The organism is Achromobacter sp. EB05 (assembly GCF_044232075.1).
Lineage (GTDB): Bacteria > Pseudomonadota > Gammaproteobacteria > Burkholderiales > Burkholderiaceae_B > Achromobacter > Achromobacter dolens.
Genome location: NZ_CP155917.1, coordinates 6,121,449 through 6,147,192, shown reverse-complemented (window position 1 = coordinate 6,147,192; position 25,744 = coordinate 6,121,449). Strand labels below are relative to the sequence as shown.

23 protein-coding genes are annotated in these 25,744 nt (G+C 66.3%); 13 read left to right on the top strand and 10 right to left on the bottom strand.

Annotated elements, in window-relative coordinates:
- The first annotated feature begins 3 nt into the window (after window positions 1–3).
- On the top strand, window positions 4–1,131 hold the full coding sequence (locus AAID08_RS28060; RefSeq protein ID WP_395757848.1) for a deoxyguanosinetriphosphate triphosphohydrolase: 1,128 nt from the start codon (window positions 4–6) through the stop codon (window positions 1,129–1,131).
- Between the two features lie 85 nt (window positions 1,132–1,216).
- On the opposite strand, the gene AAID08_RS28055 is transcribed toward AAID08_RS28060, so the two are convergent.
- Window positions 1,217–1,879 carry a glutathione S-transferase family protein gene (locus tag AAID08_RS28055; RefSeq protein ID WP_049077207.1) on the bottom strand — a complete coding sequence of 221 codons (663 nt, stop codon included), beginning with the start codon at window positions 1,877–1,879 and terminating at the stop codon, window positions 1,217–1,219.
- 42 nt (window positions 1,880–1,921) lie between these two features.
- Window positions 1,922–4,777 carry an excinuclease ABC subunit UvrA gene (gene uvrA / locus AAID08_RS28050; RefSeq protein ID WP_395757190.1) on the bottom strand — a complete coding sequence of 952 codons (2,856 nt, stop codon included), beginning with the start codon at window positions 4,775–4,777 and terminating at the stop codon, window positions 1,922–1,924.
- A 134-nt stretch (window positions 4,778–4,911) separates the two neighbouring features.
- Here uvrA and AAID08_RS28045 point away from each other — a divergent pair, with 134 nt between their 5' ends.
- The 5 genes from AAID08_RS28045 (at window position 4,912) to AAID08_RS28025 (ending at window position 9,083) form a co-directional block, all read left to right on the top strand.
- Window positions 4,912–6,096, top strand: a complete 1,185-nt coding sequence (locus AAID08_RS28045) for an MFS transporter (RefSeq protein ID WP_054500255.1) — start codon at window positions 4,912–4,914, stop codon at window positions 6,094–6,096.
- 282 nt (window positions 6,097–6,378) lie between these two features.
- The gene (gene ssb, locus AAID08_RS28040) at window positions 6,379–6,900 is read left to right on the top strand and encodes a single-stranded DNA-binding protein (protein ID WP_026382027.1); all 522 of its coding nucleotides are present in this window, start codon (window positions 6,379–6,381) and stop codon (window positions 6,898–6,900) included.
- Window positions 6,901–7,670: 770 nt separating this feature from the next.
- Window positions 7,671–7,976, top strand: coding sequence for a DUF4148 domain-containing protein (locus tag AAID08_RS28035; protein ID WP_395757189.1), 306 nt, complete (start codon window positions 7,671–7,673; stop codon window positions 7,974–7,976).
- Window positions 7,977–8,056: 80 nt separating this feature from the next.
- The gene (locus tag AAID08_RS28030) at window positions 8,057–8,362 is read left to right on the top strand and encodes a DUF4148 domain-containing protein (RefSeq protein ID WP_054500257.1); all 306 of its coding nucleotides are present in this window, start codon (window positions 8,057–8,059) and stop codon (window positions 8,360–8,362) included.
- 130 nt (window positions 8,363–8,492) lie between these two features.
- Window positions 8,493–9,083, top strand: coding sequence for a TetR/AcrR family transcriptional regulator (locus tag AAID08_RS28025; RefSeq protein ID WP_064523974.1), 591 nt, complete (start codon window positions 8,493–8,495; stop codon window positions 9,081–9,083).
- Window positions 9,084–9,172: 89 nt separating this feature from the next.
- Here AAID08_RS28025 and AAID08_RS28020 read toward each other — a convergent pair whose 3' ends face one another.
- From AAID08_RS28020 to AAID08_RS28010, 3 genes are all read right to left on the bottom strand, one after another.
- Complete coding sequence (locus AAID08_RS28020; protein WP_054500259.1) at window positions 9,173–10,027, bottom strand: isochorismatase family protein; 855 nt, start codon at window positions 10,025–10,027, stop codon at window positions 9,173–9,175.
- A gap of 311 nt (window positions 10,028–10,338) precedes the next feature.
- Entirely contained in the window at window positions 10,339–10,956 is a 618-nt protein-coding gene (locus AAID08_RS28015; protein WP_064523978.1) for a TetR/AcrR family transcriptional regulator, read from the bottom strand.
- A 126-nt stretch (window positions 10,957–11,082) separates the two neighbouring features.
- The gene (locus AAID08_RS28010) at window positions 11,083–13,257 is read right to left on the bottom strand and encodes a malate synthase G (RefSeq protein ID WP_054500261.1); all 2,175 of its coding nucleotides are present in this window, start codon (window positions 13,255–13,257) and stop codon (window positions 11,083–11,085) included.
- 237 nt (window positions 13,258–13,494) lie between these two features.
- Between AAID08_RS28010 and glcC the strand changes: the two genes are divergently transcribed.
- Window positions 13,495–14,253, top strand: a complete 759-nt coding sequence (gene glcC / locus AAID08_RS28005) for a transcriptional regulator GlcC (RefSeq protein WP_054430861.1) — start codon at window positions 13,495–13,497, stop codon at window positions 14,251–14,253.
- Window positions 14,254–14,334: 81 nt separating this feature from the next.
- Here the strand turns inward: glcC and AAID08_RS28000 are convergent, their stop codons facing one another.
- From AAID08_RS28000 to AAID08_RS27980, 5 genes are all read right to left on the bottom strand, one after another.
- Window positions 14,335–15,453, bottom strand: a complete 1,119-nt coding sequence (locus AAID08_RS28000) for a saccharopine dehydrogenase family protein (protein ID WP_054500262.1) — start codon at window positions 15,451–15,453, stop codon at window positions 14,335–14,337.
- Window positions 15,454–15,659: 206 nt separating this feature from the next.
- On the bottom strand, window positions 15,660–16,055 hold the full coding sequence (locus tag AAID08_RS27995; protein WP_080977534.1) for a DUF4148 domain-containing protein: 396 nt from the start codon (window positions 16,053–16,055) through the stop codon (window positions 15,660–15,662).
- Window positions 16,056–16,449: 394 nt separating this feature from the next.
- Window positions 16,450–16,860: a DUF1090 domain-containing protein gene (locus AAID08_RS27990; protein ID WP_054500263.1), complete on the bottom strand. Its 411-nt coding sequence runs from the start codon at window positions 16,858–16,860 to the stop codon at window positions 16,450–16,452.
- A gap of 71 nt (window positions 16,861–16,931) precedes the next feature.
- Window positions 16,932–17,858, bottom strand: a complete 927-nt coding sequence (ubiA, locus tag AAID08_RS27985; protein WP_054500264.1) for a 4-hydroxybenzoate octaprenyltransferase — start codon at window positions 17,856–17,858, stop codon at window positions 16,932–16,934.
- Between the two features lie 100 nt (window positions 17,859–17,958).
- Window positions 17,959–19,161 carry a PLP-dependent aminotransferase family protein gene (locus AAID08_RS27980; RefSeq protein ID WP_064523985.1) on the bottom strand — a complete coding sequence of 401 codons (1,203 nt, stop codon included), beginning with the start codon at window positions 19,159–19,161 and terminating at the stop codon, window positions 17,959–17,961.
- 168 nt (window positions 19,162–19,329) lie between these two features.
- Between AAID08_RS27980 and AAID08_RS27975 the strand changes: the two genes are divergently transcribed.
- The 6 genes from AAID08_RS27975 (at window position 19,330) to AAID08_RS27950 (ending at window position 25,670) form a co-directional block, all read left to right on the top strand.
- A complete protein-coding gene (locus AAID08_RS27975; protein ID WP_049077169.1) occupies window positions 19,330–19,815 on the top strand; it encodes a GAF domain-containing protein in 486 nt (161 codons plus the stop codon).
- 308 nt (window positions 19,816–20,123) lie between these two features.
- Entirely contained in the window at window positions 20,124–21,017 is an 894-nt protein-coding gene (gene dapA, locus AAID08_RS27970; protein ID WP_100508936.1) for a 4-hydroxy-tetrahydrodipicolinate synthase, read from the top strand.
- A 124-nt stretch (window positions 21,018–21,141) separates the two neighbouring features.
- Complete coding sequence (locus tag AAID08_RS27965) at window positions 21,142–21,918, top strand: sterol desaturase family protein (protein ID WP_054500268.1); 777 nt, start codon at window positions 21,142–21,144, stop codon at window positions 21,916–21,918.
- Window positions 21,902–22,810 carry a fatty acid desaturase gene (locus tag AAID08_RS27960; protein ID WP_054419900.1) on the top strand — a complete coding sequence of 303 codons (909 nt, stop codon included), beginning with the start codon at window positions 21,902–21,904 and terminating at the stop codon, window positions 22,808–22,810. Before AAID08_RS27965 ends, AAID08_RS27960 begins: the two co-directional genes overlap by 17 nt.
- A gap of 35 nt (window positions 22,811–22,845) precedes the next feature.
- Window positions 22,846–24,777: a StlD/DarB family beta-ketosynthase gene (locus AAID08_RS27955; RefSeq protein WP_054500269.1), complete on the top strand. Its 1,932-nt coding sequence runs from the start codon at window positions 22,846–22,848 to the stop codon at window positions 24,775–24,777.
- The gene (locus AAID08_RS27950; protein WP_395757188.1) at window positions 24,774–25,670 is read left to right on the top strand and encodes a DUF6999 family protein; all 897 of its coding nucleotides are present in this window, start codon (window positions 24,774–24,776) and stop codon (window positions 25,668–25,670) included. Before AAID08_RS27955 ends, AAID08_RS27950 begins: the two co-directional genes overlap by 4 nt.
- Window positions 25,671–25,744: the final 74 nt, after the last annotated feature.

Below are 25,744 nucleotides of genomic sequence, written 5' to 3'. Positions count from 1 at the left end.
CAGATGAAAGAACTGGCTTCCTATGCATCCGACCCGTCCCGATCGCGCGGCCGGGCCTATGCCGAACCCGCACCGGAAAACCGTACGGAATTCCAGCGCGATCGCGACCGCATCATCCATTCCGGCGCGTTCCGGCGGCTGGAGTACAAGACCCAGGTCTTCGTGAACCACGAAGGCGATCTGTTCCGCACGCGCCTGACGCACAGCCTGGAAGTGGCGCAGATCGCGCGAACCCTGGCGCGCAGCCTCGGGCTGTCGGAAGACCTGACCGAAGCCATTTCGCTCGCGCACGATCTGGGCCACACGCCGTTCGGTCATGCCGGCCAGGACGAACTCAACGCCTGCATGCGCGAGCTGGCGCCCGAGGCCGGCGGCTTCGAGCACAACCTGCAGAGCCTGCGGGTGGTCGACGAGCTCGAAGAGCGCTATGCCGATTTCAACGGCCTGAACCTGTGCTTCGAGACCCGCGAGGGCATCCTCAAGCATTGCTCGGCGGCCCATGCGCGGCAACTGGGCGCCGTGGGCGAACGTTTCCTGGCGCGCACCCAGCCGTCGCTGGAGGCGCAGATCGCCAACCTGGCCGACGAAGTGGCCTACAACAACCACGACATCGACGACGGCCTGCGCTCGGGACTGGTAACACTGGAGCAATTGCAGGGCGTGTCCATCTTCCAGCGTCATCATGCCGAGGTGCTGGCGCGTTATCCCGAACTGGCGTCGCGCCGCGCGGTGGCCGAGACCATCCGCCGCATGATAAATACGCTGATCGGCGACCTGACGCGCACGTCGCTGGCGCGCATCCGCGAGGTGGCGCCAGCCTGCGCCGACGACGTGCGCCGCGCGCCGCCGCTGGCTGGATTTTCGGACGACATTCGGCGCGAAGCCGACGAACTCAAGAAGTTCCTGTTCGACAATCTGTACCGACACTACCGCGTGTTGCGCATGACCACGAAGGCGCGGCGCATCGTGCGCGAACTGTTCGCGGCGTTCCTGGACGATCCGCGCCTGTTGCCGCCGGACTATCGGCGCGCCGCCTTCAACGACCAGGCCCGCGCCATCGCCGACTACATCGCCGGCATGACCGACCGCTACGCCATCCGCGAGCACCGGCGCCTGTTCGACATGAGCTAGGCGCCGACGCCAGGCGGCGTTCAGGCTGATGTGTCCTGGGCGGTACCCGCGCCGGGTTCAGGTGGCGAGACGCGGCCCAGCGGCGTCAACGATGCTTGCGGTAGGGCTCGTCGGCCTCGACGAAGGTGGCTTCGGCGCGCGCGTCGCGCATCCATTCCTGCATCGCCGGCAGCGCCAGCACCGCGTCCATGTAGTCGCGCACCGGGCCGGCCGCGGCGATGCCGTAGGTGACGAAGCGCGACACCACGGGGGCAAAGAACGCATCGGCGATCGAGAAGGCGCCGAACAGGAACGGGCCGCCCTGGCCGAATTCCGCGCGCGTGTCCTGCCAGATGGCGTGCATGCGCGAAATCTCCTGGCGCGCGGCCTCGGGGATGTCGATGCCAGGCAGGTGCGCCTCGATGTTCATCGGCAGCGCCTGGCGCAGCGCGCCGAAGCCGCTGTGCATCTGCGCCGCCAGCGAACGGGCGCGGGCCCGGGCGCGGGCGTCCTGCGGCCACAGGCGGGCCTCGGGATGCTGTTCAGCCACGTATTCGCAGATCGCCAGCGAGTCCCAGACCGCCAGGTCGCCATCCAGCAGCACCGGCACCAGTCCGGCGGGCGTGAGCGTTTCCAGGTGGCGGGCGAACGCCTCGGTGAACAGGCCAAGCTTCTGTTCGGTGAAAGCGACGCCGGTGGCGCGCAGCGCGAGCCATGGCCGCAGCGACCACGACGAGTAGTTCTTGTTGCCGATGATCAAGGTGTACATGCCGATTCCCCTTAGTGACAGGCCCTGATTGTGCCGCGCCGTTCAGCCGCCGGGCGTGCGGCGCAGCAGTTTGCCGAGATAGTGTCCGGTGTGGCTTTCCGGCGCCGCCGCCACGTCTTCCGGCGTGCCTTGCGCCACGACCCGGCCGCCGCCGTCGCCGCCTTCGGGGCCCATGTCGACGAGCCAGTCCGCGGTCTTGATGACGTCCAGGTTGTGCTCGATGATGAGCACGGTGTTGCCGCTGTCCACCAACTGGTTGAGCACCTGCAGCAGCAGTTCGATGTCGCGGAAATGCAGGCCGGTGGTGGGCTCGTCCAGAATGTACAGCGTGCGGCCGGTGCTGCGGCGCGACAGTTCCTGCGACAGCTTCACGCGCTGCGCTTCGCCGCCCGACAGCGTGGTGGCGCTCTGGCCCAGCCGGATGTACGACAGGCCGACGTCGATCAGCGTGTGCAGCTTGCGTGCGATCGCCGGCACCGATTCGAAATACTCCAGCGCCTGCTCGACGGTCAGGTCCAGCACTTCGCTGATGTTGCGGCCGCGGTAGCGGATCTCGAGCGTTTCGCGGTTGTAGCGCTTGCCGTGGCAGACGTCGCAGGGCACGTACATGTCGGGCAGGAAGTGCATCTCGACCTTGACCACGCCGTCGCCCTGGCAGGCCTCGCAGCGCCCGCCCTTGACGTTGAAGCTGAAGCGGCCGGGATCGTAGCCGCGGGTGCGGGCCTCGGGCACGCCCGCGAACAGTTCGCGGATCGGGGTGAACAGGCCGGTGTAGGTGGCCGGGTTGCTGCGCGGCGTACGGCCGATCGGGCTCTGGTCGACGCTGATGATCTTGTCGAAGTTCTCCAGGCCCTGCATTGCGACGTAGGGGGCCGGCTCGCTCTGCGCATGATGCAGTTGGCGCGACACCGCCACCGCCAGCGTGTCGTTGACCAGGGTCGATTTGCCCGAGCCGGATACGCCCGTGACGCAGATCAGCCGGCCGGCAGGCAGGCGCAGGTCGACGTTCTTGAGGTTGTTGCCGGTGGCGCCGGTGAGGGTCAGCCAGGGCAGATCGTCCGTGACGGGGCGGCGCTGCGGGATGGCGATGGCGCGTTGGCCGCTCAGGTACTGGCCGGTGAGCGAATTCGGGTCGCGCTGCACGGTCTCGGGATCGCCCTGCGCCACCACTTCGCCGCCGTGCTCGCCCGCGCCCGGGCCCATGTCCACGACCCAGTCGGCCATGCGGATCATGTCCTCGTCGTGCTCGACCACGATGACGCTGTTGCCCAGGTCGCGCAGGTGCTGCAGCGTGCCGATGAGGCGATCGTTGTCGCGCTGGTGCAGGCCGATGGAGGGCTCGTCCAGCACGTACATCACGCCGGTCAGGCCCGAGCCGATCTGGCTGGCCAGGCGGATGCGCTGGGCCTCGCCGCCGGAGATGGTGTCGGCGCTGCGGTCCAGCGACAGGTAGTTCAGGCCGACGTTGTTCAGGAAGCTCAGGCGCGCCTCGATCTCGCGCACGATGCGCTGCGCGATCTCCTGCTTGGATCCGGTCAGGGTGAGGTCGCGGAACCACGCCAGGCAGGTCGAAAGCGGCATCGCTTCGACTTCATAGATGGCCTGGCCGTGGCGCTCGCCGCCGCGCGGATCCTGGCCGATCAGCACATTGCGCGCTTCCGGCCGCAGGCGCGATCCGCAGCAGTCGGGGCAGGTCTTGATGTTGCGGTACTTGCCCAATTCCTCGCGCACGGTGGCCGAATCGGTCTCGCGCCAGCGGCGTTCCAGGTTCGGAATCACGCCTTCGAAGGTGTGGCGCTTGACGGTGCTGCGGCCTTTTTCATTCAGGTACAGGAACGAGATTTCCTCGTCGCCCGAGCCGTAAAGCACTTTGTCGCGCAGCGCCTCGGGCAGGTCCTCGAAGGGCGCCTCGATGTCGAATTCGTAGTGCGCCGCCAGGCTGGTCAGCAGCGAATGGGTGAAGGCGTTGCGGCGGTCCCAGCCGCGGATGGCGCCGGCCGCCAGGCTCAGCTCGGGGAAGGCGACCACGCGCTTGGGATCGAAAAACCCCACCTGGCCGATGCCATCGCAACTGGGGCAGGCGCCCATCGGGTTGTTGAAGCTGAACAGGCGCGGTTCCAGTTCCGGCAGGCTGTGGCTGCACACCGGGCAGGCGTAGCGGCTGGAGAAGACCTGTTCACGGGCGCCGTCCATGTCCAGCGCCAGCGCGCGGCCGTCGGCCAGTTGCAGCGCGGTCTCGAAGCTCTCGGCCAGGCGCTGCTTGCTTTCGGGCTTGATGCGCAGGCGGTCGATGACCACGTCGATGTCGTGCTTCTCGGTTTTCTTCAGCGGCGCCATGCCGTCGATTTCGACCATCTGGCCGTCCACGCGCAGGCGCACGTAGCCCTGTGCCTGCAGGCTTGCGCATTCGTCCTCGAAGCTGCCTTTCTTGCCGCGCGCGATGGGGGCCAGCACCGCCAGCCGGGTGTCGGCCGGCCAGGACAGCACCGCGTCCACCATCTGGCTGACGCTCTGCGCCTGCAGCGGCAGGCCGTGGTCCGGGCAATAGGGCGTGCCGACCCGCGCGTACAAGAGGCGCAGGTAGTCGTGGATCTCGGTGATGGTGCCGACCGTGGAGCGGGGGTTGTGGCCCGCCGCCTTCTGCTCGATCGAGATGGCCGGCGACAGGCCCTCGATCAGGTCGACGTCGGGCTTGTCCATCAACTGCAGGAACTGGCGCGCGTAGGCGGACAGGCTTTCGACGTAGCGCCGCTGCCCCTCCGCGTAGAGCGTATCGAATGCCAGCGAGGACTTGCCCGAGCCGGACAGGCCGGTAACCACCACCAGTTTGTGGCGCGGCAGATCCAGCGAGACGTTCTTGAGATTGTGGGTGCGGGCACCCCGAATGCGTATGGTCACGTCTATCGGGCTCTTTTAAGCGGTTGCAAAGGCCAACTTGGTACTATAGCGCGCCGAGTCCCCAGGCCATAGATCAGACCGCCAGCGCATGACATTCACGCGCGAACGGCCCTCGTCATCGTTGAAAATTCCGCATGCCGGCAGACACGAAACTGAAATTGACCCCTTCCGAGCGCCGTGCCAGCGTGGCGCTGGCCGGTTTGTTCGCCGCGCGGATGCTGGGGTTGTTCCTGTTGCTGCCGGTGTTCGCCGTGGCCGCCCGCGGCCTGCCCGGGGGGGATGACCCCGCCCGCGTCGGCCTGGCGCTGGGTATGTACGGCCTGACCCAGGCGTTCATGCAAATTCCCTTCGGGCTGGCGTCGGACCGCTGGGGCCGCCGGCCGGTGGTGCTGTTCGGCCTGCTGCTGTTCGTGGCGGGCAGCGTGGTCTGCGCGCAGGCCGACGACGTGTTCTGGATCACCATCGGTCGCGCCATCCAGGGGGCCGGGGCCATTTCGGCCGCCGTGACCGCCTGGCTGGCCGACGCCACCCGTGACGAGGTGCGCACCCGCGCAATGGCCATGGTGGGCGGCTCGATCGGCCTGTCGTTTGCCGCGTCGCTGGTGCTGTCGCCGCTGCTGGTGGGCTGGTGGGGGTTGTCGGGCCTGTTCTGGACCATCGCCTGTCTGGGCGTGGTGTGCCTGGCGGTGGCGCGCTGGGTGGTGCCGGTGGTGCCGCGCACGCAGGCCCGCAGCATGCAGGCCGCCAGTCCGCGCCAGGTGCTGACCCATGCCGACCTGCTGCGGCTGAATTTCGGCGTGTTCGTGCTGCACCTGATCCAGGTGTCGCTGTTCGTCGTGGTGCCGGCGTTGCTGGCCAAAGTTGGCGGCCTGGATGCGCGTGAGCTCTGGAAGGTGTATCTGCCTGTGATCCTGGTGTCGTTCGTGCTGATGGTGCCGGTGGTGTTCGTGGCGGAAAAGCGCCGCGCCCACCGGGGCGCCTTGCGCGCCGCCGTGGCCGGCCTGGTGCTGGTGTGCGCGCTGCTGCCGGCGGCCAGCCACGGCTTTTACACCCTGGCGGCGGCGCTGACCGGCTTCTTCGTGGCCTTCAACGTACTGGAGGCGCTGCAGCCTTCGCTGGTGTCTCGGGTGGCGCCGCAGGCCTACAAGGGCCTGGCGCTGGGCTTCTACAACACTGCCCAGGCCGCAGGCCTGTTCACCGGCGGCGCATTGGGCGGCTGGATCGCCTCGCATTCCGGCCCCGGTGCGGTGTTCGTCGGCGCCGCGGTGCTGGCCGCCGTCTGGCTGGCCGTGACGTGGGCGCTCAAGCCGCTGGCCTAGAAGACCGCGGTTGGCGAAAGTCGCGGATCGCGCCGCCAACGGTGTCCAACAGCGGTGAAATCGTTTCCCTGGACGGATGGCTTTGTCACCAATCGGGTTTGGCGCGCCAGACGCTTTTCGTCGATAATAGAAGGCAAATTAGGGCTTCACCGGCGTCGCCGGTCATCGCTGCGATGACCGGCGAGTTTCATGAAGCCGGTCTTCAACATCGCTATTTATGTTGTTGCCGGCGCGCTCGCGGCAACGCGTGGCACAGGCTGTCAACAACAGAGGGACAACGGCATGGCATCGGTTAACAAAGTCATTCTCGTGGGCAACCTGGGTCGCGACCCGGAAGTCCGCTACAGCCCCGACGGGGCCGCAATCTGCAACATGTCCATCGCCACCACCTCCACCTGGAAGGACAAGGCATCGGGCGAGCGCCGCGAAGAAACCGAATGGCACCGCGTGGTCATGTACAACCGCCTGGCCGAAATCGCCGGCGAATACCTGAAGAAGGGCCGCTCGGTCTACATCGAGGGCCGCCTGAAGACTCGCAAGTGGCAGGACAAGGACACTGGCGCTGACCGCTACAGCACCGAAATCGTGGCCGACCAGATGCAGATGCTGGGCGGCCGCGAAGACGGCGGCGGCGGTGGCGGCAGCTACGGCGGTGGCGGCGGCTACGACGACGCGCCCGCGCGCCAGCCGCAGCAGCGCGCCCCGGCACAGCGCCCGGCGCCGCAGCAGCGTCCCGCGCCCCAGGCAGCGCCCGCCGGCGGCGGCGCCAACCTGGCCGACATGGACGACGATATTCCGTTCTGATCGCGTCTTCCGCGACGGTTCACGAACAAAGCCCGGCAAGCCTTGCGCTTGCCGGGCTTTGTGCCGTTTGGGCGCCGCCACGGCCGCGCTGCTGCGGGAGCCGCTGTCTTTCCAGGGAAATCTCGCTATCTATCCACAGGCTGTGCACAGCATTTCAACAGCTTGCCCACTGGTTTTCGGGCCTTGTCCACCGTTTGTTCACAGGGTCTGCCAGACAGGTCCCTTGCCTGCCCGGGCCGGCGTGACGGCAGATCAACCCGCAGGATTTCGGATCCGGACTTCGCCACCGGCACGCAAGCCGCGCGTAGACTCGATCTGCAGGCAACAGAGGGGGCTTGCCGGCTCCAGGCTGCACACAGCATATACACAGCTTGTGCACCGTGATTCGGGGCTTTTCCACAGCTTTTCAACAAGGGGGCGAAAGGGCGCATTCCGACCTCGCTGCAGCGGCTTGATGTTCCCCATCTGGGGCTGGGGCACCCGCGAGGCATGCCACGGTGACGGAGCGGCCGAAGGGGAAGAGAGGGCCTAGGAGGGCATGAGGAGGAAAAGCGCAGCTAGGCAGAATGAAATATTTAGTTTCATAAAAGCCTCTTGCGCTATCTATCTAGTAGTAGGTAAGATTCATCCATCGACGCAGCACCCAGCAACACCGCCGCGCCGCCCCAAACCAGAAATACAGTAGCACCCCTTTTTTATTTGCCGTGTTGTCTACCTATAAGTAGATAGTTTAAACGAAACATCCTCATCATCGTTATCTGGAGATCATCATGAAGACCCTCGTATCCGCCCTGATCCTGTCCGCTTCCTTCATCGGCGCCGCCCAAGCCGGCGAACTGGACTACCCGCCCGCCCTGAACACCCAAAGCACGGTGACCCGCGCCCAGGTGCAGCAAGAACTGGCTGCCGCCCGCGCCAACGGTGAACTGGCGACGACCGAAGAAGGCTATGCCGCGACTACGTTCGCCAGCGCCGGTGACAAGAGCCGTGCCCAGGTGAAGCAGGAACTGGCCGCCGCCCGTGCTCAAGGCCTGACCGACAGCGGCGAACTGAATTACCCGCCCGTTCAAGGCTGATCTTTTTCGACCACATGCCTATCTATACATAGATAGCTTTTCCGAACTGTAGTACCCAATCCTTTTTCCGGAGATCCACCATGAAGACCCTCGTATCCGCCCTGATTCTCACCGCCTCGTTCCTGGGCGCCGCCCACGCCGGTGAGCTGGACTATCCGCCCGCCGCGGACACCCAAAGCACGGTGACCCGAGTCCAGGTGCAGCAAGAACTGGCCGCCGCCCGTGCCAACGGCGAACTGGCCAGCGGTGAAGAAGGCTACGCCGCCACCGCCTTCGCCAGCGCGGGCGACAAGAGCCGCGCCCAGGTGAAGCAGGAGCTGGCCGCCGCCCGCGCCCAAGGCCTGACCGAAAGCGGCGAGCTGGACTACCCGCCCGTGCAAGGCTGAGTTCGATGACGGCCACTGCGAACCTCGGGGGGCGGGATCATTCCCGGCCGGGGTTCGCACGGTTGCATCGGATCTGCGCCTAGGGATACCGCCGATGACGAACCGACCTATTAGTAGGTAATATTCAGCCATGGACACTCCGACCCCCAACACCACCCGCGACCAGCTCCTGGCCCACGCCGAGAAGCTGATCCGTACCCGCGGTTGCAACGGCTTCAGTTATCGCGATCTGGCCGAGCATGTGGGCGTGAAGACGTCCAGCATCCACTACTACTTTCCTGGCAAGGACGACCTGCTCTACGAGGCCGTTGAAGCCTACAGCGCCCGCGCCCTGGCGTCGGTGCGCAGCATCGACACCGCGCAGCCGGCCCACGCCCAACTCGACGCCTATCTGTCGATGATGGAGTCGAAGGCCTGCGGCCACGGCGAACTGTGCCTGGGCGGCATGCTGGCCGCCGAAATGATGAGCCTGCCCGACCGCGTACGCGGCGCGCTGCAGGGATTCTTCCGTGCGCACGAAGCCTGGTTGACCCGGGTATTGGCGCAAGGCGCCCAAGAAGGCACCCTGAAATTCTCGGGCACCGCTGAAGCGGCCGGCCGGGCGGTCTTCGCCACGGTGCAGGGCTGCATGCTGGTTGCACGCCTGTTCCAGGCGCCGCCGGCCCTGTGCGAGGCGATCAGCGCCCTGTACGTCGAGTGCCAGGACAAGCCCGCCGCCTGATTCACCGGCTTTGCCATCGCCACACGGCCGCAACGCGCACGCGTGCGGCCGTTGTCATTTGATCGCCGCGGATTGCGGCGTCGCCGGCCTCAAGCCAGAGCGCGCGCCATGTCCACGCTGCTGCGCGCCTGCATGCCGAGGTCGCGCATGCGCTGCAGGAACCCGGATTGCGCATCCGCGAAGCCCGTGACCGGGCTGATGCAGTCGGTCAGCAGCACCACGCGCGACAGGTTGCCGCCGGGCAGGTGCTCGGCGATGTGTTCGACCGTGGCCTTGACGCAATGGCTGCCGGCCACGCCCGCGACGATGATGAGGTCGGAACGGTCCAGCGAATCGAGCAGCTTGCGGTTGAGCTGGCTGCGCGGGTCGTCGGCATCCGGCACCTCGGCCATCAGTGCGCTGTAGTGCTCGGTCCACGGATTGGCGCCCTTGGGAACCTTGCGCACGATGTATTGGCGTTCGTCCTCCCAGCGGCCATAGGCGGCGCGCACGTCCGGATGGACGTTGTGGCCCCACGTGCCGATCTCGCAGTGCACCGGCCAGACCATCAGCGTGTAGCGGCCGCGCGCCTCCAGTTCATCCAGATACGACAGTGTCCGCGGCAGGTCGTCGACGTGGCGGGGCTCGAAGGCGCCCGAGCGCACCTGGCCGGCGGTGATGGGGGTGAAGGGCGCCACCGGCCGGCCATCGCCGCTACGCCAGAAGGTCGGATGGGCGATGTCGAGCCGATGGTGCGAATCCAGCGTGACGGTGATGGCCGACAGCGCGGGCGCGGTGGCATCGATGAAGCGCGCCAGCCGTTGCATGTCGGCATGTGCGCCTGGCACAGGCAGGGCGGGCGCGACTGCCTGGCTCGTCAGCGGATCGACGGGCAGGTATTGCGCGGGGAGGTCGCAGAAATCGTTCTGCGGATCGATGATCAGTAGGTGAACGGAGCGCGACATGGGGCAGTGACGGGGAGTGAAGGTGAAATATAGACCGGGATGCGCGCCGCGGGCGAGCGCCACGCGCCGGTCCGCCCCGCAAGCCGGCCAGCCCGCCGATGGGCGCGCCTAGAACAGCACCAGATGCTGCGGCTGGTCCGGTAACTGGCGCAGGAGGGCGCGCCACATCAGCCAGAGACGCGCCAGCGCCGCAATGAAGACGGCCCCACCGATGTATAAGACCATGACTTCGTTCCCTTTTTCAAAAATCGCACGATCGTGCGAAATTAGCCGAAAAAAATACCGACCCATGCCGGCGTCCGTTGCAACGGCTACGCGATGTACTTGAAGCTGCGATATGTGGAAATCAGCCGCTCATAGGCGTCCCGCACCCGTTCACGGGCGCGTGGATCGCGCAGGAAACGGGCGTCATGCATCAGCCCGATCATCAGGCTGTATACCTCGAACACCAGTTGTTCCGGATCGGTGTCCGGCCGCAAGTGGCCTTCTTCCAACGCCTGGCCGACCGTGCGCACCATGGTGGCGCGCCAGCGCTTGAGGCGCTCTTCCAGCACCGCCCGCAAGGGCGACTCGACGTCGTCGAACTCGAAAGCGCCCGCCACGTAGATGCAGCCGGTCAGCAACTCGACATTGCAGGCGCGATCGATCCATAGCGTGACGAGCGCGTTCAGCCGCGGCAGGCCGCGGGGTTGGGCCATGGCGGGCGTGAAGACGGCCGCCACGAAACGGCGGTCGTATTCCTCGAGCACGGCCTGCTGCAGGGCCTCGCGCGATCCCACCCGCGAGAAAACGCCGCTCTTGCTGATGCCCAGGCGCTTGGCCAACTGACCGAGCGACAGGCTCTCCAGCCCCTGGGCGGCGGCCATGTCGAGGGCCGCGTCCACGATGGCCGCGAAGGTCAGCTCGCTTTTTTCGGTCTTGGCAGTCATGGCGCGAATTTAGCACGACCGTGCGAAAAATGCGCGTTTATCGCGCCGGGTCGGGGCGGCGCCAAAAAAAAGCGGGCAGCCTGGGCTGCCCGCCGTTCGGGTGTTGCGCCCGGTGGGGCGCTCGACTCAGGCCTGCGCGGCCTTGAATTCCAGGCGGAACTTGTGCAGCAACGGCTCGGTGTAGCCGTTGGGCTGGGTCAGGCCTTCGAAGACCAGCGCGCACGCCGCCTTGAACGCCAGCGAGCCATCGAAATTGCCGGCCATCGGCAGGTAATGGGGATCGCCGGCGTTCTGGCCGTCCACCACCTTGGCCATGCGCTGGAAAGTCTCCATGACCTGCTCCCGGTTGGTCACCCCGTGGCGCAGCCAGTTGGCGATGTGCTGGCTCGAAATACGCAGCGTGGCGCGGTCTTCCATCAGGCCGACGTTGTGGATGTCTGGCACCTTGGAGCAGCCCACGCCCTGGTCGATCCAGCGGACCACGTAGCCCAGGATGCCCTGCACGTTGTTGTCCAGTTCCTGCTGGATGTCGGCAGCGGACCATTTGGCGCGGTCGCCCACCGGCACCGTCAGCAGGCCGGCCAGCAGTTCGTCGCGCACGCTGTCGAGCCTGGTTCGTTCCAGTTCCTGCTGGACCGCCTGCACGTCCACCTGGTGGTAGTGCAGCGCGTGCAGCGTGGCGGCCGTGGGCGACGGCACCCAGGCGGTATTGGCGCCGGCCTTGGGATGGGCGATCTTCTGTTCGAGCATGGCGGCCATCAGGTCGGGCATGGCCCACATGCCCTTGCCGATCTGCGCGCGGCCGCGCAGGCCGGCGTCCAGGCCGACCAGCACGTTGTTGCGCTCGTAGGCGGTGATCCAGGCGGTGGACTTCATGTCGCCCTTGCGCAGCATGGGGCCGGCTTCCATGCTGGAATGCATCTCGTCGCCGGTGCGGTCGAGGAAGCCGGTGTTGATGAACGCCACGCGCGACGCCGCAGCCTGGATGCAGGCCTTCAGATTGATGCTGGTGCGGCGCTCTTCATCCATGATGCCCATTTTCAGGGTGTTGCGCGGCAGGCCCAGCAGGTCCTCGACGCGATCGAACAGCTCGCTGGCGAACGCAGCCTCGACCGGGCCGTGCATCTTGGGCTTGACGATGTAGACGGAGCCGGTGCGCGAGTTGAGCTTGCGCTCGCGATCCTGCAGCGCCGCCAGGCTGGTGACCACGGCGTCGAGGATGCCCTCGGGGATCTCCTGGCCGTCGCGGTCCAGCACCGCTGGGTTGGTCATGAGGTGGCCGACGTTGCGCACGAACATCAGCGAGCGGCCATGCAGCGTCAGCGCCGAGCCGTCCGGACGCGTGTATTGGCGATCGGCGTTGAGCTTGCGGGTGAAGGTCTTGCCGCCTTTGGTGACCTCCTCGGTCAGGTCGCCCTTCATCAGGCCCAGCCAGTTGCGATAGATGTGGACCTTGTCTTCGGCGTCGACCGCGGCGACCGAGTCCTCGCAGTCCATGATGGTGGTCAGCGCGGCCTCAACCAACACATCCTTGACGCCGGCGGCGTCGGTGGCGCCGATGCTGTGGGCACGATCGATCTGGATTTCGAAATGCAGGCCGTGGTTCTTGAGCAGGATGGCCGTGGGCGCGCCGGCGTCGCCCTGGTAGCCCGTGAACTGGCTCGGCGTCTTGAGCGTGGTGGCGCCGTTCGACAGCGCAATCTTCAACTGGCCGTTCTCGACCGAGTAGCCGCGGGCCTCCGCGTGCGAGCCTTGTGCCAATGGCGCGGCGGTGTCGAGGAACTGGCGAGCGCGGGCGATGACCGCGCGGCCGCGCTCGGGGTTGTAGCCGGCGCCGTTGTCGCCCGGCGTGGCGGGAATCGCGTCGGTGCCGTAGAGCGCGTCGTACAGGCTGCCCCAGCGCGCGTTGGCCGCGTTCAGCGCGTAGCGCGAATTGGACATCGGCACGACCAATTGCGGGCCGGCCTGCTGCGAGATTTCGGTATCGACATTGTCGGTGGTGGCGCGCACGGAAGCCGGCTGCGGCAGCAGGTAGCCGATGCCTTCCAGGAACTGGCGGTAGGCGGCCGGATCGACGATCGGGCCAGGATGGGCGCGATGCCAGGCGTCGAGTTCGGCCTGCAGACGGTCGCGTTCGGCCAGCAGGGCGCGGTTCTTGGGCGCCAGGTCATGCACCAGGGCCGAGAATCCCTTCCAGAACGCGTCGACGTCCAGCCCGGAGCCGGGCAACGCTTCCTTTTCGATGAACTGGCTGAGATTGGCCGCCACTTGCAGGCCGTGGTGCTGGGTGCGTTGAGTCATGCGGATCTCTGACGGTAGTAGGTCTGGGCGGCGCGGGCGCCGGGCGAATCGGTCCTGACATCATCGTTCGCACCTGACCCAAAGTCCATATCAAAAACCGCTGGTCATACCAGTTTATTTGGCGGCGGTTCGGCAAACATCGTTTTTTTATGGTTCTATATCAGTAACTTACAAAAGCCGGGAGCGATGGATCAATGATGGCTGTGGCATGGTCATACCACTGGTCCGGAAAACGCAATGCATGCGGAAACTGAAGCGAAACCCCGCCAGGTGGCGGACGAGGTGGCCGAGCGCATCGAGCGCCTGATCCTGGACGGCGTCCTGAAAGCGGGCCAGGCCTTGCCATCGGAACGGCGCCTGACGGAAAAACTGGGCGTGTCTCGCACCGCGCTGCGCGAAGGGCTCAAGCTGCTGCGCGCGCGCGAGATCATCCATACCTCGCAGGGCAAAGGCTCGTTCGTGGCCCGCATTTCCAAGGTGGACGCGGGGCCGCTGATGCATCTGTTCAATTCGCAGCCGCGCACCCTGTATGACCTGCTGGAAGTGCGCTCGCTGCTGGAGGCGGATTCGGCGCGGCTGGCGGCGTTGCGCGGCACCGAGGCCGACTTCATCATGATCCGCCGTCGCTACGACGACATGGTCAACACGCAGGCCGCGGATACCGCCACGCACGCGCACCTGGACCACGCCTTTCACCTGGCGATCTGCGAGGCCTCGCACAACCCGGTACTGGTGCACACGCTGCAGTCGCTCAACGACCTGATGCTCGGTTCGGTGTTCGCCTGTGTGAACAACCTTTACCACCGCGAGCCCGAAAAGCGCCAGATCGACAAGCAGCACGCGCGGCTCTTCAACGCCGTGATCGGCCGCCAGCCGGAGCAGGCGCGCCGCGCCGCGGCCGATCACGTCGACAGCGTGCGGCAGAACCTGGCCGAGATCGAACAGGAAGAGCAACGCCTGGTGCGGGCGACGCTGCGCCTGGAAGGGTGGACCTGAACGCCGCGGCGCGGACCCGCGCGGGCCTATGACCGGCCCGCTGCGCGATGAAGCCGCGCGCGCCGCGGCGTGCCGCCAGGCTCAGCGGTCTTCGGTCACGGCGCCGGCCAGGGCCAGCGGCTTGCCGGCATAAACGCGGCCAAAGCGGTTGGCCAGCAGAGCCTCGAGCGAGATCTGTTCCTGGCCCACGAAGCCGCGCTGCGGCAGCACCCCCTGGGCGACGAGATCCAGCGCCGCGCAGATGCCTGCCGCCGTCGATAACTGGATGGCGCTGAGCCGGTGGCCGTCGACGTCGGCGCCGAACACGCGTATGGGGTAGGACTCTTCTTCCAGCCGGCCGTGGCGGTGACCCGAGGCCTGCGCCTGGATGACGATGACGTCCTGTTCGGTGGTGGGAATCGCGGTCTCGAAGATATCCTTGAGCAGGTCGCGGCGATCGCGCAGGCGCAGATCGTTCAGCAGCAGCTTCATCAGGTTGCAGTGCCCGGGGTAGCGCACCGACTTGTAGTCCACGTTGCGGGCGCGTCCCAGCAGGGTCGCGGGCAACGTGCCCAGGCCGCCCGAAGTGTTGAAGGCCTCGTACTCGACCCCGTCGAGCGCGAAGGTCTCGTAGCCTTCAAGCGCAGGCACGCTGGTGAGTTGGCCGTCGACGATGGCCTCGCACGGATTGCAGTATTCATTGATCAACCCTTCCGTGCTCCAGGTCAGGTTGTAGCGCAGACTGTTGGACGGGTAGCGCGGCAACGCGCCCACGCGCATGCGCAGGTCCAGCAAGGTGTCGAAGCGCCGCGCCAGCGCATGGCCGACGATGCCGATGAAGCCCGGCGCCAGGCCGCATTGCGGCATCAGCACCGCGCGGGCGTCGCCGGCCAGCGCCTGGATGGCATGGGTGCTGGCGACATCTTCGGTCAGGTCGAAATAGTGCACGCCGGCCTGACTGCACAGTTGCGCGACCGCGATGGCGCGATGGAACGGCAGGGCGTTGACCACCGCATAGCGGCCCTCGATGCAGCGGGCCAGCGAGGCGTCGTCGCTGATCTGGCGCGTCTCGCAACCCAATTCCGCGACAGCGCGCAGCCGCGCCGGATCCTGGTCGGCCACCAGGACCGAATAGTCGCCGCTGCGCTCGAGCATCAGGGCGATGGCGAAACCGATTTTGCCGGCGCCCAGGAGGAGGATGGGCTTGGGGGAGGGGGACATGGTGCGGCTCCTGCATAGAGGGGGATGGGTTGGCCTCATCCTATGCGAGGGTGCTGTCGATTTGTAGATGCCAAAGCGTCGAAACGGCTATCAGTAACGTCGTTATGACTTAATAGCCGATCGAAACGTCAAAAGAAAAGCCCCCCGGGTGAGGCCGGAGGGCTTTTGGGGGGCGATTGCCAGGGCCTGGAAGCCAGGCCGTGCAATCAGCTGCCCATGGGGGGGTAGTCCATGTTGCCGAAGGTGACCAGGCCTTCCGCCTTGGCTTGGGCCAGTTCGGTCTGGACCTGGCTGCGGCTCAGCGACGTGGTGCTGGCGGCGTGGGCGACGGGCGGGTAGTCCATGTTGCCGAAGGTGACTTCACCAGCGTTCTTGGCCTGGGCCAGTTGCTCCTGCACTTGCTGCGAGGTCAGGCTGGACTTCTGGGCGATGGCGGCGGGGTAGCCTTCTTCGCCGAAGGTGTACTGGCCGGAAACCTTGGCTTGTTGCAGTTCGGCCTGGACCTGGGCACGCGTCGGGCCTTGGTCGGCTTCAGCGGCTTGGGCGCCAGCGGCGGCCAGAACGGACATGGACAGCATCAAAGCGGTAGCAAGGGTTTTCATAGCAGACCTCCATATGTCTTGAGCTTGGGATCCGATCCTCTGGCCTGATTGCCGGGGGTCGCTTGCTGTGTCCCGATGAGATGCATTCTCGGCTCAAATTACCTTGGGATAAACCCTTATTACCTGAAAACATCTTTCCAAAATGAATACTAATCAGGCTGGAACTTACCAAATGGCACCATAGGTGGCGATATTTCCATTTGATGACGCAATAGGTAGTGGTCGACGGGGGAGATCGGCGTGGAGCCGCGCGCCTGGACCGCCCAATGGGGCGTTCGCGGGCGCGTCAGGCGTGCCTGGAACAGGCAATAACGAGAGCCCCCGCGTGGCGCAAGCCGGGGGAAAGAGGGCGCGCCCCCGGGACTAGGCCCAGGGGGGCCAGAGGGGCGAGGGATCAGCGGTTCAAATCGGCCAGCGCGGCGTCGTATTCGGCGCGCGCCTCATCCAGCTTGCGCTGGGCCTTGAGGATCTTTTCCTCCTTGCCCTTGGCGCGTGCGGCCTTCAGCTCGTCCTCACGCTCGGCCACCTTGGCCTGCTTGTCGCGTACGTCGGCCTCGCGCTCGGCCTCCAGGCGACTGTCGGTGCAATGCGCTTTGGTTTCTGCCAGCGCTCTCTGCAGGCCCGCGACGCGATGCGAGTTGTTGTGAGCGCGTGCGTAGCTGAGCTCGCGTTCGAGGTGGCAGATCTTGGCGGCGCAGCCGCGTTGCGCCGAGCATTCGGCGTGGTCGTAGGCGTATGCCGGCAGCAGGCCGGACAACGCGCTGGCCGCGGTGGCGGCCAGCAAGGTTTTGGTCAAAGCGGACATGCGGGTCTCCGTAAAACACGTCTCGGAGCGGGCATCATCCCTTAAGCGTGGGGCATCCGCAATGCGCCGGATCAGCCGATCAGGGTGCCCGCGAGCGCCGCCGCGACCAGCATCGCGCCCAGCCAGAGGTTGGCGCGGAACAGCATGAAATTGCGGTCGGGGCGCTGGATGTCGAACACTTTCAACTGCCACGCCAGGTGCACGGCGATCGCCGCCATGCCGACGTAATAGGCCCACGACATGCCGATGGCATAGCCGCCCCAGGCCCACAAAATCACGGTGCCAAGATAGAAGCCGCCGATCCATAACTTGCCCTGGTCGCCGAAGCGCATGGCCGTGGAATGCAGGCCCAGGCTGCGGTCATCGCGCACATCGACGTAGGCATAGATGCTGTCGTAACCCACCTGCCACAGCACCGCGCCGAACCACATCGCGATGGCCGCCAGGGGCACATGGTTCTGCGTATCCGACCACGCCATCAGCATGCCCCAGTTGAAGCAGATGCCCAGCACTACCTGCGGCCAGTAGGTCACGCGCTTGCACAGGGGATAGATGAAAACGAACGGCAGGACGGCCACGGCGAGCCAGCGGCTCATGCCATTCAGGAAGAACAAAAGCGATCCGCAGACCACCAATTGGCCCAATAAAAACCAGACTGCATTACGCATGCTGAGCTGCCCGCTGGTCAGCGGACGGAAGCGGGTGCGTTCGACGTGCTTGTCGAAGTTGCGATCGCACATGTCATTGACGGTGCAGCCGATGCCGCGCATCAGCAGCGCGCCCAGCGAGAACACCACCAGGCGTTGCAGGTCGGGCAGGCCGCCAGCGGCCTGGACCAGCGCGGCGATACAGGGCAGCAGTGTCAGCCAGGTGCCGATGGGGCGATCGAGCCGGCACAGCCGGGCGTAGGGCCGCCACGATTTGGGCAGCCAACGTTCGACCCAGTCGGTGAAAACGATGTCGCTGAGGTCGACGGGAGAGGATTGCGGAGCGCTCACTGTCACGGCGAAAGAAAAGGGAGGAAAGCCGACAGCATAAAACAACGGCCGGGCATCGCGCCCGGCCGTGGGACCGTCAAGCGTGGTCAGGACCCGGTTTTCAGGCCGTGTATTCCTTGAGCAGCTTGCCCAGGATGGCGATGCCGGTGCGGATCTTGTCTTCCGGCACCGTGGCGAAGCTCAGGCGCAGCGTGTTGGCGCGGCCGGCGCCGCTGTAGAACGGCGCGCCCGGCACGAACGCGACGTTCTGGGCGATCGCCTTTTCCAGCAGCTTGGTGCTGTCGATGTGCTCGGGCAGCGTCACCCAGATGAACATGCCGCCTTCGGGCTTGGTCCAACTGACGGTGGCGGGGAATTCGCGGGCGATGGCGTCCAGCATGCAACTGCCCTGGGCGCGGTAGATCTCGCGCACGTTGGGCAGGTGCTCTTCGAGGAAGCCGTCCTTGACGATCTCGTACACGGCCATCTGGGTCAGCGTGGGCGTGTGCAGGTCGGTGGCCTGCTTGGCCTGCACCAGCTTGTGGATCAGCGGACGGGCGGCGGCGATGTAGCCCAGGCGCAGGCCGGGAGCCAGCACCTTGGAGAACGTGCCCAGGCGCACGACGTTGGCGCCGTACTCGGCGGCCAGCGCGATCAGGCCCGGTTGGGGTTCGCCGGCGTAGCGCAGTTCACCGTAGGGATCGTCCTCGATGATGGTCAAGCCGAGCTCGGCGGCGCGCTTGACCAGCGCGATGCGGCGTTCCAGGCTGAGGGTGCGGCCGGTGGGGTTCTGGAAGTTGGGCAGCGCGTACAGGAAGCGGGCGCCGGCGGCCAGCTCGGGGGTGATGGCCTCGGGAATCAGGCCGCCGTCATCGGTGGGCACCGGCACGTACTTGGGCTGGTACAGGCTGAACGATTGCAGGGCGCCCAGGTAGCTGGGGTCTTCGACCAGCACCTTGCTGTCCTTGTCGACCAGCACCTTGCCCAGCAGGTCGAGCGCCTGCTGCGAGCCCGAGACGATCAGGACCTGGTCGGCGGCGACGTTGGCGCCGGCGCGGTTCAGGTCGTCGGCGACCCATTGGCGCAGCGGCGCGTAGCCTTCGGTGGGGCCGTATTGCAAGGCCGCGCGGCCGTTGGTGGACAGTACCTTGTCGAATGCCGCACGCACCACTTCTACCGGGAAGCCGCCGGGCGCCGGCAGGCCGCCTGCGAACGAAATGACTTCGGGCCGCTCGGTGACCTTGAGGATCTCGCGGATGGCGGAGCTGGTGAGTTGCTGGGCGCGTTCGGAAAAGGCGAACGTCGGTTCGAGAGGCTTGTCCATGGTTTGCTTCTTAATCAAGAAGGGGAGTGACGGGGTGATGACAACGGGGCGGTAAAGACGTTACTGCGTAAACTATTGTCCCACAGCGTGGCAAGGCGGCCCCTTTATCGTGGGCAGCCCCTAAAATCACTTGCATCGATAATCGCCTGTACAGTTACATTTAGATATATGTTTGAAGCCGCCCCGATCACCGCCGACTCCAAGGCCGCGCTGTACGCCGAACTGGCCAAGCAGGCCCGCGCCCTGCTTGACGGCGAGCACGACCGCATCGCCAATGCCGCCAACCTGAGCGCGCTGGCCTACCAGGCGCTGCCCGACCTGAACTGGGTCGGGTTCTATCTGTTCGACGGCACCGAGCTGGTGCTGGGCCCGTTCCAGGGCAAGCCGGCCTGCGTGCGCATTCCGCTCAATCGCGGCGTGTGCGGCGCGGCCGCCAGCCAGCGCCAGACGCAGTTGGTGCCCGATGTGCACGCGTTCCCCGGCCACATCGCCTGCGACGCGGCCTCGCGTTCCGAGATCGTGGTGCCGCTGGTGCACCAAGGCGAGTTGATCGGCGTGTGGGACGTGGACAGCCCGGTGCCGGACCGTTTCGACGAAGACGATCGCCAGGGCATGGAAGCGCTGTGCGCGATCTTCCTGGCCAGCCTGCGTTGACAGGGGGGCGGCGGCCCGGTAGATTTGCGCATCGGTCGTTCGCGGCCGGTTTCAACCCTTTATTCCATTCATGATTCCTCAGGCCATCCTGTCCGCTTTCCTGTTCCGCGCCCTCGGCGTGGATACGGTTTGCGCCGGCCTGAAATCCAAAAAACAGCCGCTCATCTGACCGGAGCATGCTGTTCCGTCAGATGGGCGACGGAACAGCGGCCTCACGGCGGCGCCACGGCGCCTTCGCGCGCACCCCCTGGTATCCCGAGCACTTCTGTACGGTCCAACCACGGTCCGCTTACACCGAAGGAGTGTTCATGCAAACTCATCAATCCCCGTTCCAAGGCGTCTGGATCCCCCTGGTGACGCCGTTTTCCGGCGGCGCCGTCGATGGCGGGGCCTTGCGCCGCCTGGTGCGCCATTTCAAGGCCGCGGGCGTCGACGGCCTGGTCGTCTGCGGCAGCACGGGCGAAGCCGCGGCGCTCGACGACGCCGAGCAACTGGCGGTGCTGGACGCCGTGCTGAACGAGGCCGGCGCCATGCCGGTGGTGATGGGCCTGGCGGGCAATCACCAGGGGCACGTGCTGCAGCGCCTGGCCGCGTTCGGCACCCGGCCGCTGGCCGGCATCCTGGCGCCGGCGCCCTACTACGTGCGCCCGGGGCAGGACGGCGCGGCCGCCTACTTCCGCAACCTGGCCGATGCCTCGCGCTTTCCCCTGGTGCTGTACGACATTCCCTATCGCACAGGCACAACGCTGGAGACCGCGACATTGCTGTCGCTGGCCGCGCATCCGAACATCGCCGCGATCAAGGATTGCGGCGGTTCGCTCGACAAGACCCTGGCCCTGATCGCCGACGGCAACATGAACGTGCTGGCGGGCGAGGACCTGCAATCGCTGTCGCTGCTGTGCCTGGGCGGCAGCGGCCTGATCGCGGCGGCGGCGCACATCCGGCCCGATCTGTTCGTGGCCATGTACCAGGCGGTGCGGGCGCAGCAACTGGATCTGGCCCGCAAGCTGTTCCAGGCGCTGGCGCCGGTGATCCAACTGGCGTTCGCCGAACCCAATCCGGGGCCGGTCAAGGCGCAACTGGGGCGCCAGGGGCTGTTGAGCGCGGAGCTGCGCGAGCCGATGCCGGCCGCGAGCGCGGCACTGGCACGGCGCATGGACGCGGCGGTAGCGGGCTTGAACCGGCAGTTTCCCTGCCAATAGGCGCAACTTCGGCCCGGGAGCGGCAGCTTTGTGGCGTCCAGATTCATTTGGTAATAAATGTCTCACCGCGCCGCTGACGGATTGCTTATGATGCGGCCATTCTCCGGGGTGAAACAAAACGTTCATGGCCCAAGCTTTTGTCGCGTTGTCCGCCTGGCAGGTCATGCTGGCGGGCCTGCTGTTCTTCGGCGGCATCTACCTGCTGTTCGGCGCGGCCACCTGGCTGCTGACCCAGCACATCCTGCCGGCGCTGGGCATCGGCCGGCCGCTCGATCCGCGGCCGCTGGCGCCGGGCCAGTTGCGCCGTGAATTCACGCAGTCGGGCGTGTCGATCCTGCTGTTCGGCACCGGCATGATCTTCCCGTGGGGCCTGCTGCAATTGGGTTGGGCGCACCTGGACCCCGACGCCAGTTGGCAGAAGATCACGCTGGAGATCCTGGCGCTGGTGGCCTGGAACGATGTGCATTTCTGGATCAACCACCGGCTGCTGCACACCAAGCTGCTGCGCCGTTTCCACCTGCCGCACCACCGCTCGGTGGTGACCACCCCGTTCTCGACCTACAGCTTCCATCCGATCGAAGCGCTGATGCTGGGCAACGTCATCATGCTGCCGATGGTGCTGCATGATTTCAGCTTCTGGTCGCTGGCGTCGGTGCCGCTGTTCAGCCTGTTCTTCAACTGCATCGGCCACGCCAACTACGACTTCTTTCCCAACGTGTCGTATGCGCACTGGTTTGCGGCGAGCCGCCGGCATCACCTGCACCACGCCTGCTACAACGGCAATTTTGGTTTCCAGTTCACGTTCATGGACCGCCTGTTCCGCACCCGGCTGAAGGCCGAGGCGGCCGCGCCCCAGCTGGAAGCTTTCCGGCAGCGAGAATCGCTTGGCGGACGGGCTTAGCAAGACGCGCCGGCTGCCCGCGCTGCGCAACAGGCGCGATTGGCAGAGCCTGGCCTACCTGGCCGCGCTGCCCGCCCTGGCGGCGTGGCAGTGGCTGCATGGCTTCTGGTGGCCGCTGTACGCGCTGATGCTGTTCCTGACGCTGGGCATCGGCGTGATCCACCACAACCACACGCACATCCGCATGTGGCATGGCCGCTGGGCCAACCGCGCCACCGATTTCTGGATCACGCTGCTGCAGGGGCATCCCACCTTCGTGTTCTACCCGGCGCACGTGGCCAACCATCACCGCTACAAGCATGGCGCGCGCGACGTGGCGCGCACCTATCGCTTTGGCGGCGATACGAATCACCTGTGGGGCTATCTGATCCATCCGGTGCAGGCGGTGTGGGTGCTGTATCCGCTGTTCTTCGCCTGGCTGGGACGGCTGCGCCGGCACTGGCCGGGCGCGTGGCGCTACTGCATGTGCCAGTACGGCGCCTGGCTGGGGCTGTGGGGCGGCCTGCTGGCGATCAATCCGGTCAAGGCGCTGGTGTTCGTCATCATCCCGCAACTGCACGGCCTGCACTGGCTGCTGGCCACCAACTACCTGCAACACGCGCACGCCGATGGCGGACCGCGCGCGGTGGCAGGGTTGAACTACGCCCGCAACTTCGAAGGGCTGGTCAATCCGCTGCTGTTCAACATCGGCCTGCACACCGCGCACCACGAGAATCCGCGCGCGCACTGGGCCGAGCTGACCCGCTTGCATCGCGACCATTACCGGGCCCGCGTGACGCCCGCGTTGAACGAGGGCGGCCTGACGCCGTACATGTTCCGCGTGTTCGTGCTGGGCACCTTCCTGCCGCGCTTTCGCAGCCGCTCGTGCATGGCGCCCGAGCACGTGCGCTAGCGCCGCCACTCCATACCTGCCAAAAGAGACCCGCCATGCCTATCGCGTTCAATCGTGTCTACCTGGAAAGCGCCGGCTATTTCATGCCGGGCGAACCCGTGTCCAACGAGGCCATGGACAGCTACATCGCGCCGCTGAACCGCATGTCCAGCCGCATCAAGAGCCGCATCCTGGCCGAGAACGGCATCAAGCAGCGCTACTACGCGATCGATGCCGAGGGCGCCACCGTCTTCACCAATGCGCAACTGGCCGCCAACGCCATCCGCGATTGCCTGCGGCGCAATGACGGCGACCTGGCGGACGTGTCGCTGCTGACCAGCGGCTCGTCCGGGGGCGACGCGCTGATGCCGGGCTTTGCCAACATGATCCAGGGCGAGCTGGCCGCGCATCCGATGGAGACGCTGTCGGTGCACGGCATCTGCGCCGCGGGCGTGTCGGCGATCCAGGTGGCGGCGCAGGGCGTCGAGATGGGCGGCCATGCCAGCGCGCTGGCGGTCGCGGCCGAGTTGCCGTCGCGCCTGTTCAAGCGCTCGCGCTTTGCCGCGCGTGGTTATGACGCCGACTTCGACGCGCATTTCCTGCGCTGGATGCTGTCCGATGGCGCCGGCGCCTTGCTGCTGGGACGCGGCGGCCGGCCGTTGCCGGGCGCGTCCAAGGGCGTGCGGCTGCGCCTGAAGTGGGTGCACCAGCGCTCGTTCTCGGGCGACTATCCGGTGTGCATGCAACTGGGCCTGTCGGCCGACCGGCAGAAGGGCCACCTGGACTATCCGTCGTGGAACGAGGCCGAGGCCGATGGCGCGCTGTCGCTGCGCCAGGACATCCGCCTGCTGCCGCACCTGTTCGATATCGGCATCCACGAGTACGCCAAGCTGGTGCGCGACGGCTGGCTGGATCCCGACCAGGTCGACCACTTCCTGTGCCATTACTCGTCCGAGAAATTCATTCCGGTGGTCGAGGACCTGATGGAGAAGGCCGGCCTGGTGATCCCGCGCGAGCGCTGGTTCAGCAACCTGGCCTGGCGCGGCAACACCGGCGCGGCGTCGATCCTGATCATGCTGGCCGAGTTCCTGGAAACGCGCGAGATCAAGCCGGGCGAGCAGATCTTCTGCTACATCCCCGAGTCGGGCCGGTTCATGGCGGCCTACATGCTGCTGGAGGCCGAGGCCGCGCATGACGCCGCGCCGTCGGTGGCCGTGGGCGCCACGCCGGCCGCGGCCGGGCGCGAGGACGCCCACAGCGCCGATGCCGACGCCATCGCGCCGCCGCACGATCCGGACATGGCGCCGCAGGGCCTGGGCCAGTTGCTGACCGAACTGGCGGCGATCTGGCACGACTACCGCTCGCGCGTCTGGCGCACGCCGGTGGTGCGGCGCCTGCGCAACCGCCGCTTCGAGACCGCCGACTACCTGAACTGGATGGAGAACTGGATCCCGCAGGTGCGCGAGGGCAGCAAGTGGATGCGCGAAGGCGCGGCCTCGCTGACCGAGCAGTACCAGCCGCTGGCCGCGCTGATCGACATGCACGCCGGCGAGGAGCAGAACGACTTCCAGATCCTGTTCCAGGACTACCGCACGGCCGGCGGCAGCATCGACAACATCGATGCGCTGCGCCGCAACCCCGGCGGCGAGGCGCTCAACGCCTATCTGCACAGCCTGGCCGCCACGCGCGACCCGATCGGCCTCCTGGGCGCCATCTACATCATCGAGGGCACCGGCCAGCGCATCGTGCCGGCCCTGCTGCCGCTGCTCAAGGCCAGCCTGAAGCTGCCGCCGGACGCCTTCCGCTTCCTGGAATACCATGGCCACAACGACGAGAACCACCTGGCGCGCTGGCTGTCGGCCGTGGAGCTGGCGCTGGACTGCGACGAGGACGGCCGCGCCGAGCAGCGTATCGTCGACACCGCGCGACGCACCGCCGCGCTGTACCTGATGCAGTTTCATCACGTGATGGAGGATGACGCCGCATGAACAAGGAACCGGAATTCCTGGCCAAGGGCCACGATCCCGCCGATCCGAGTCCTTGGCTGGCCCTGTACCTGGACCGCAGCACGCCGCTGCCGGACAAGGTCAAGAAGGCCTGGCTGACCGATTCGAGCTGCGGCTCGCGCCAGTACCTGCTGCCGTTCCTGCGGCCGCTGGCGCGCGCCTGCATCATCCTGATCCAGATCATCAAGACCTTCCTGCCGCGCCGCTGGTCGCATTCGCGGCTGCTGCATCGCATCCTGGCGTGGGGCCTGAAGCGCTTCGTCTCGCCCGAGGCCAACTGGCTGATCCTGCGGCACTTCCACCTGGGCGCGCAGATCCTGTCGTTCATCGCGGCCAACTCACCGGTGCGCATCACCACCACGCCGCTCGAACCGATGGAGATCGACGATCTCAAGGACGAACTGTTCGTCAAGCACGACCTGAACCTGTTCAACTTCGTGATCCGGCTGAACCAGGCGTTGCGCGACGCGGGCGTGGAAATGCATGCGCCCGAGCGCGTCGACTTTTCGATGATCCGCGATCCTGATCTGAAGCTTGAGGACATGCCGCAGGGCAAACTGAATTTCCTAGACCTGCAAAGCGCCATCGAGCTGTTCACGCCGCTGTATCAACTGATGCTGACCGACAACGACTTCTGGCGCGCGGCCAATTCGCTGCAACTGGACGAGACCATCGGCATCTACGCGGCCAAATTGCTGGGCGCGCCGCAGCACCTGATCCTGGTCAACAACAGCCATCCGCTGGTGCCCATGTCGACGCTGCGCGCCGGCTACCGGCTGGTGCTGCATGGTCTGTCGACCGAAATGCTGCACAGCCTGCTGATGGAGATGCGCGACGCGCAGCCGGGCGGCGAACCGCCCGCGCCGATCGCCTGAAAAGTAGGCAAATCCTAGCGTTGTCCCTGTAGGGCGGGCCGCCTCCGCTACGCTATAGTGCGACCCTTGTCCGC

Coding starts and splice junctions, on each gene's coding strand:
- AAID08_RS27995 (WP_080977534.1), bottom strand. CDS start 16,055: ATGAAAACCCTTGCTACCGCTTTGATGCTGTCCATGTCCGTTCTGGCC.
- AAID08_RS28025 (WP_064523974.1), top strand. CDS start 8,493: ATGGACACTCCGACCCCCAACACCACCCGCGACCAGCTCCTGGCCCAC.
- AAID08_RS27955 (WP_054500269.1), top strand. CDS start 22,846: ATGCCTATCGCGTTCAATCGTGTCTACCTGGAAAGCGCCGGCTATTTC.
- AAID08_RS28000 (WP_054500262.1), bottom strand. CDS start 15,453: ATGTCCCCCTCCCCCAAGCCCATCCTCCTCCTGGGCGCCGGCAAAATC.
- AAID08_RS28010 (WP_054500261.1), bottom strand. CDS start 13,257: ATGACTCAACGCACCCAGCACCACGGCCTGCAAGTGGCGGCCAATCTC.
- AAID08_RS28055 (WP_049077207.1), bottom strand. CDS start 1,879: ATGTACACCTTGATCATCGGCAACAAGAACTACTCGTCGTGGTCGCTG.
- dapA (WP_100508936.1), top strand. CDS start 20,124: ATGCAAACTCATCAATCCCCGTTCCAAGGCGTCTGGATCCCCCTGGTG.
- AAID08_RS27975 (WP_049077169.1), top strand. CDS start 19,330: ATGTTTGAAGCCGCCCCGATCACCGCCGACTCCAAGGCCGCGCTGTAC.
- AAID08_RS28035 (WP_395757189.1), top strand. CDS start 7,671: ATGAAGACCCTCGTATCCGCCCTGATCCTGTCCGCTTCCTTCATCGGC.
- AAID08_RS27990 (WP_054500263.1), bottom strand. CDS start 16,860: ATGTCCGCTTTGACCAAAACCTTGCTGGCCGCCACCGCGGCCAGCGCG.
- ssb (WP_026382027.1), top strand. CDS start 6,379: ATGGCATCGGTTAACAAAGTCATTCTCGTGGGCAACCTGGGTCGCGAC.
- AAID08_RS28045 (WP_054500255.1), top strand. CDS start 4,912: ATGCCGGCAGACACGAAACTGAAATTGACCCCTTCCGAGCGCCGTGCC.
- AAID08_RS27980 (WP_064523985.1), bottom strand. CDS start 19,161: ATGGACAAGCCTCTCGAACCGACGTTCGCCTTTTCCGAACGCGCCCAG.
- glcC (WP_054430861.1), top strand. CDS start 13,495: ATGCATGCGGAAACTGAAGCGAAACCCCGCCAGGTGGCGGACGAGGTG.
- AAID08_RS28060 (WP_395757848.1), top strand. CDS start 4: ATGAAAGAACTGGCTTCCTATGCATCCGACCCGTCCCGATCGCGCGGC.
- AAID08_RS27950 (WP_395757188.1), top strand. CDS start 24,774: ATGAACAAGGAACCGGAATTCCTGGCCAAGGGCCACGATCCCGCCGAT.
- AAID08_RS28030 (WP_054500257.1), top strand. CDS start 8,057: ATGAAGACCCTCGTATCCGCCCTGATTCTCACCGCCTCGTTCCTGGGC.
- AAID08_RS28015 (WP_064523978.1), bottom strand. CDS start 10,956: ATGACTGCCAAGACCGAAAAAAGCGAGCTGACCTTCGCGGCCATCGTG.
- AAID08_RS28020 (WP_054500259.1), bottom strand. CDS start 10,027: ATGTCGCGCTCCGTTCACCTACTGATCATCGATCCGCAGAACGATTTC.
- AAID08_RS27965 (WP_054500268.1), top strand. CDS start 21,142: ATGGCCCAAGCTTTTGTCGCGTTGTCCGCCTGGCAGGTCATGCTGGCG.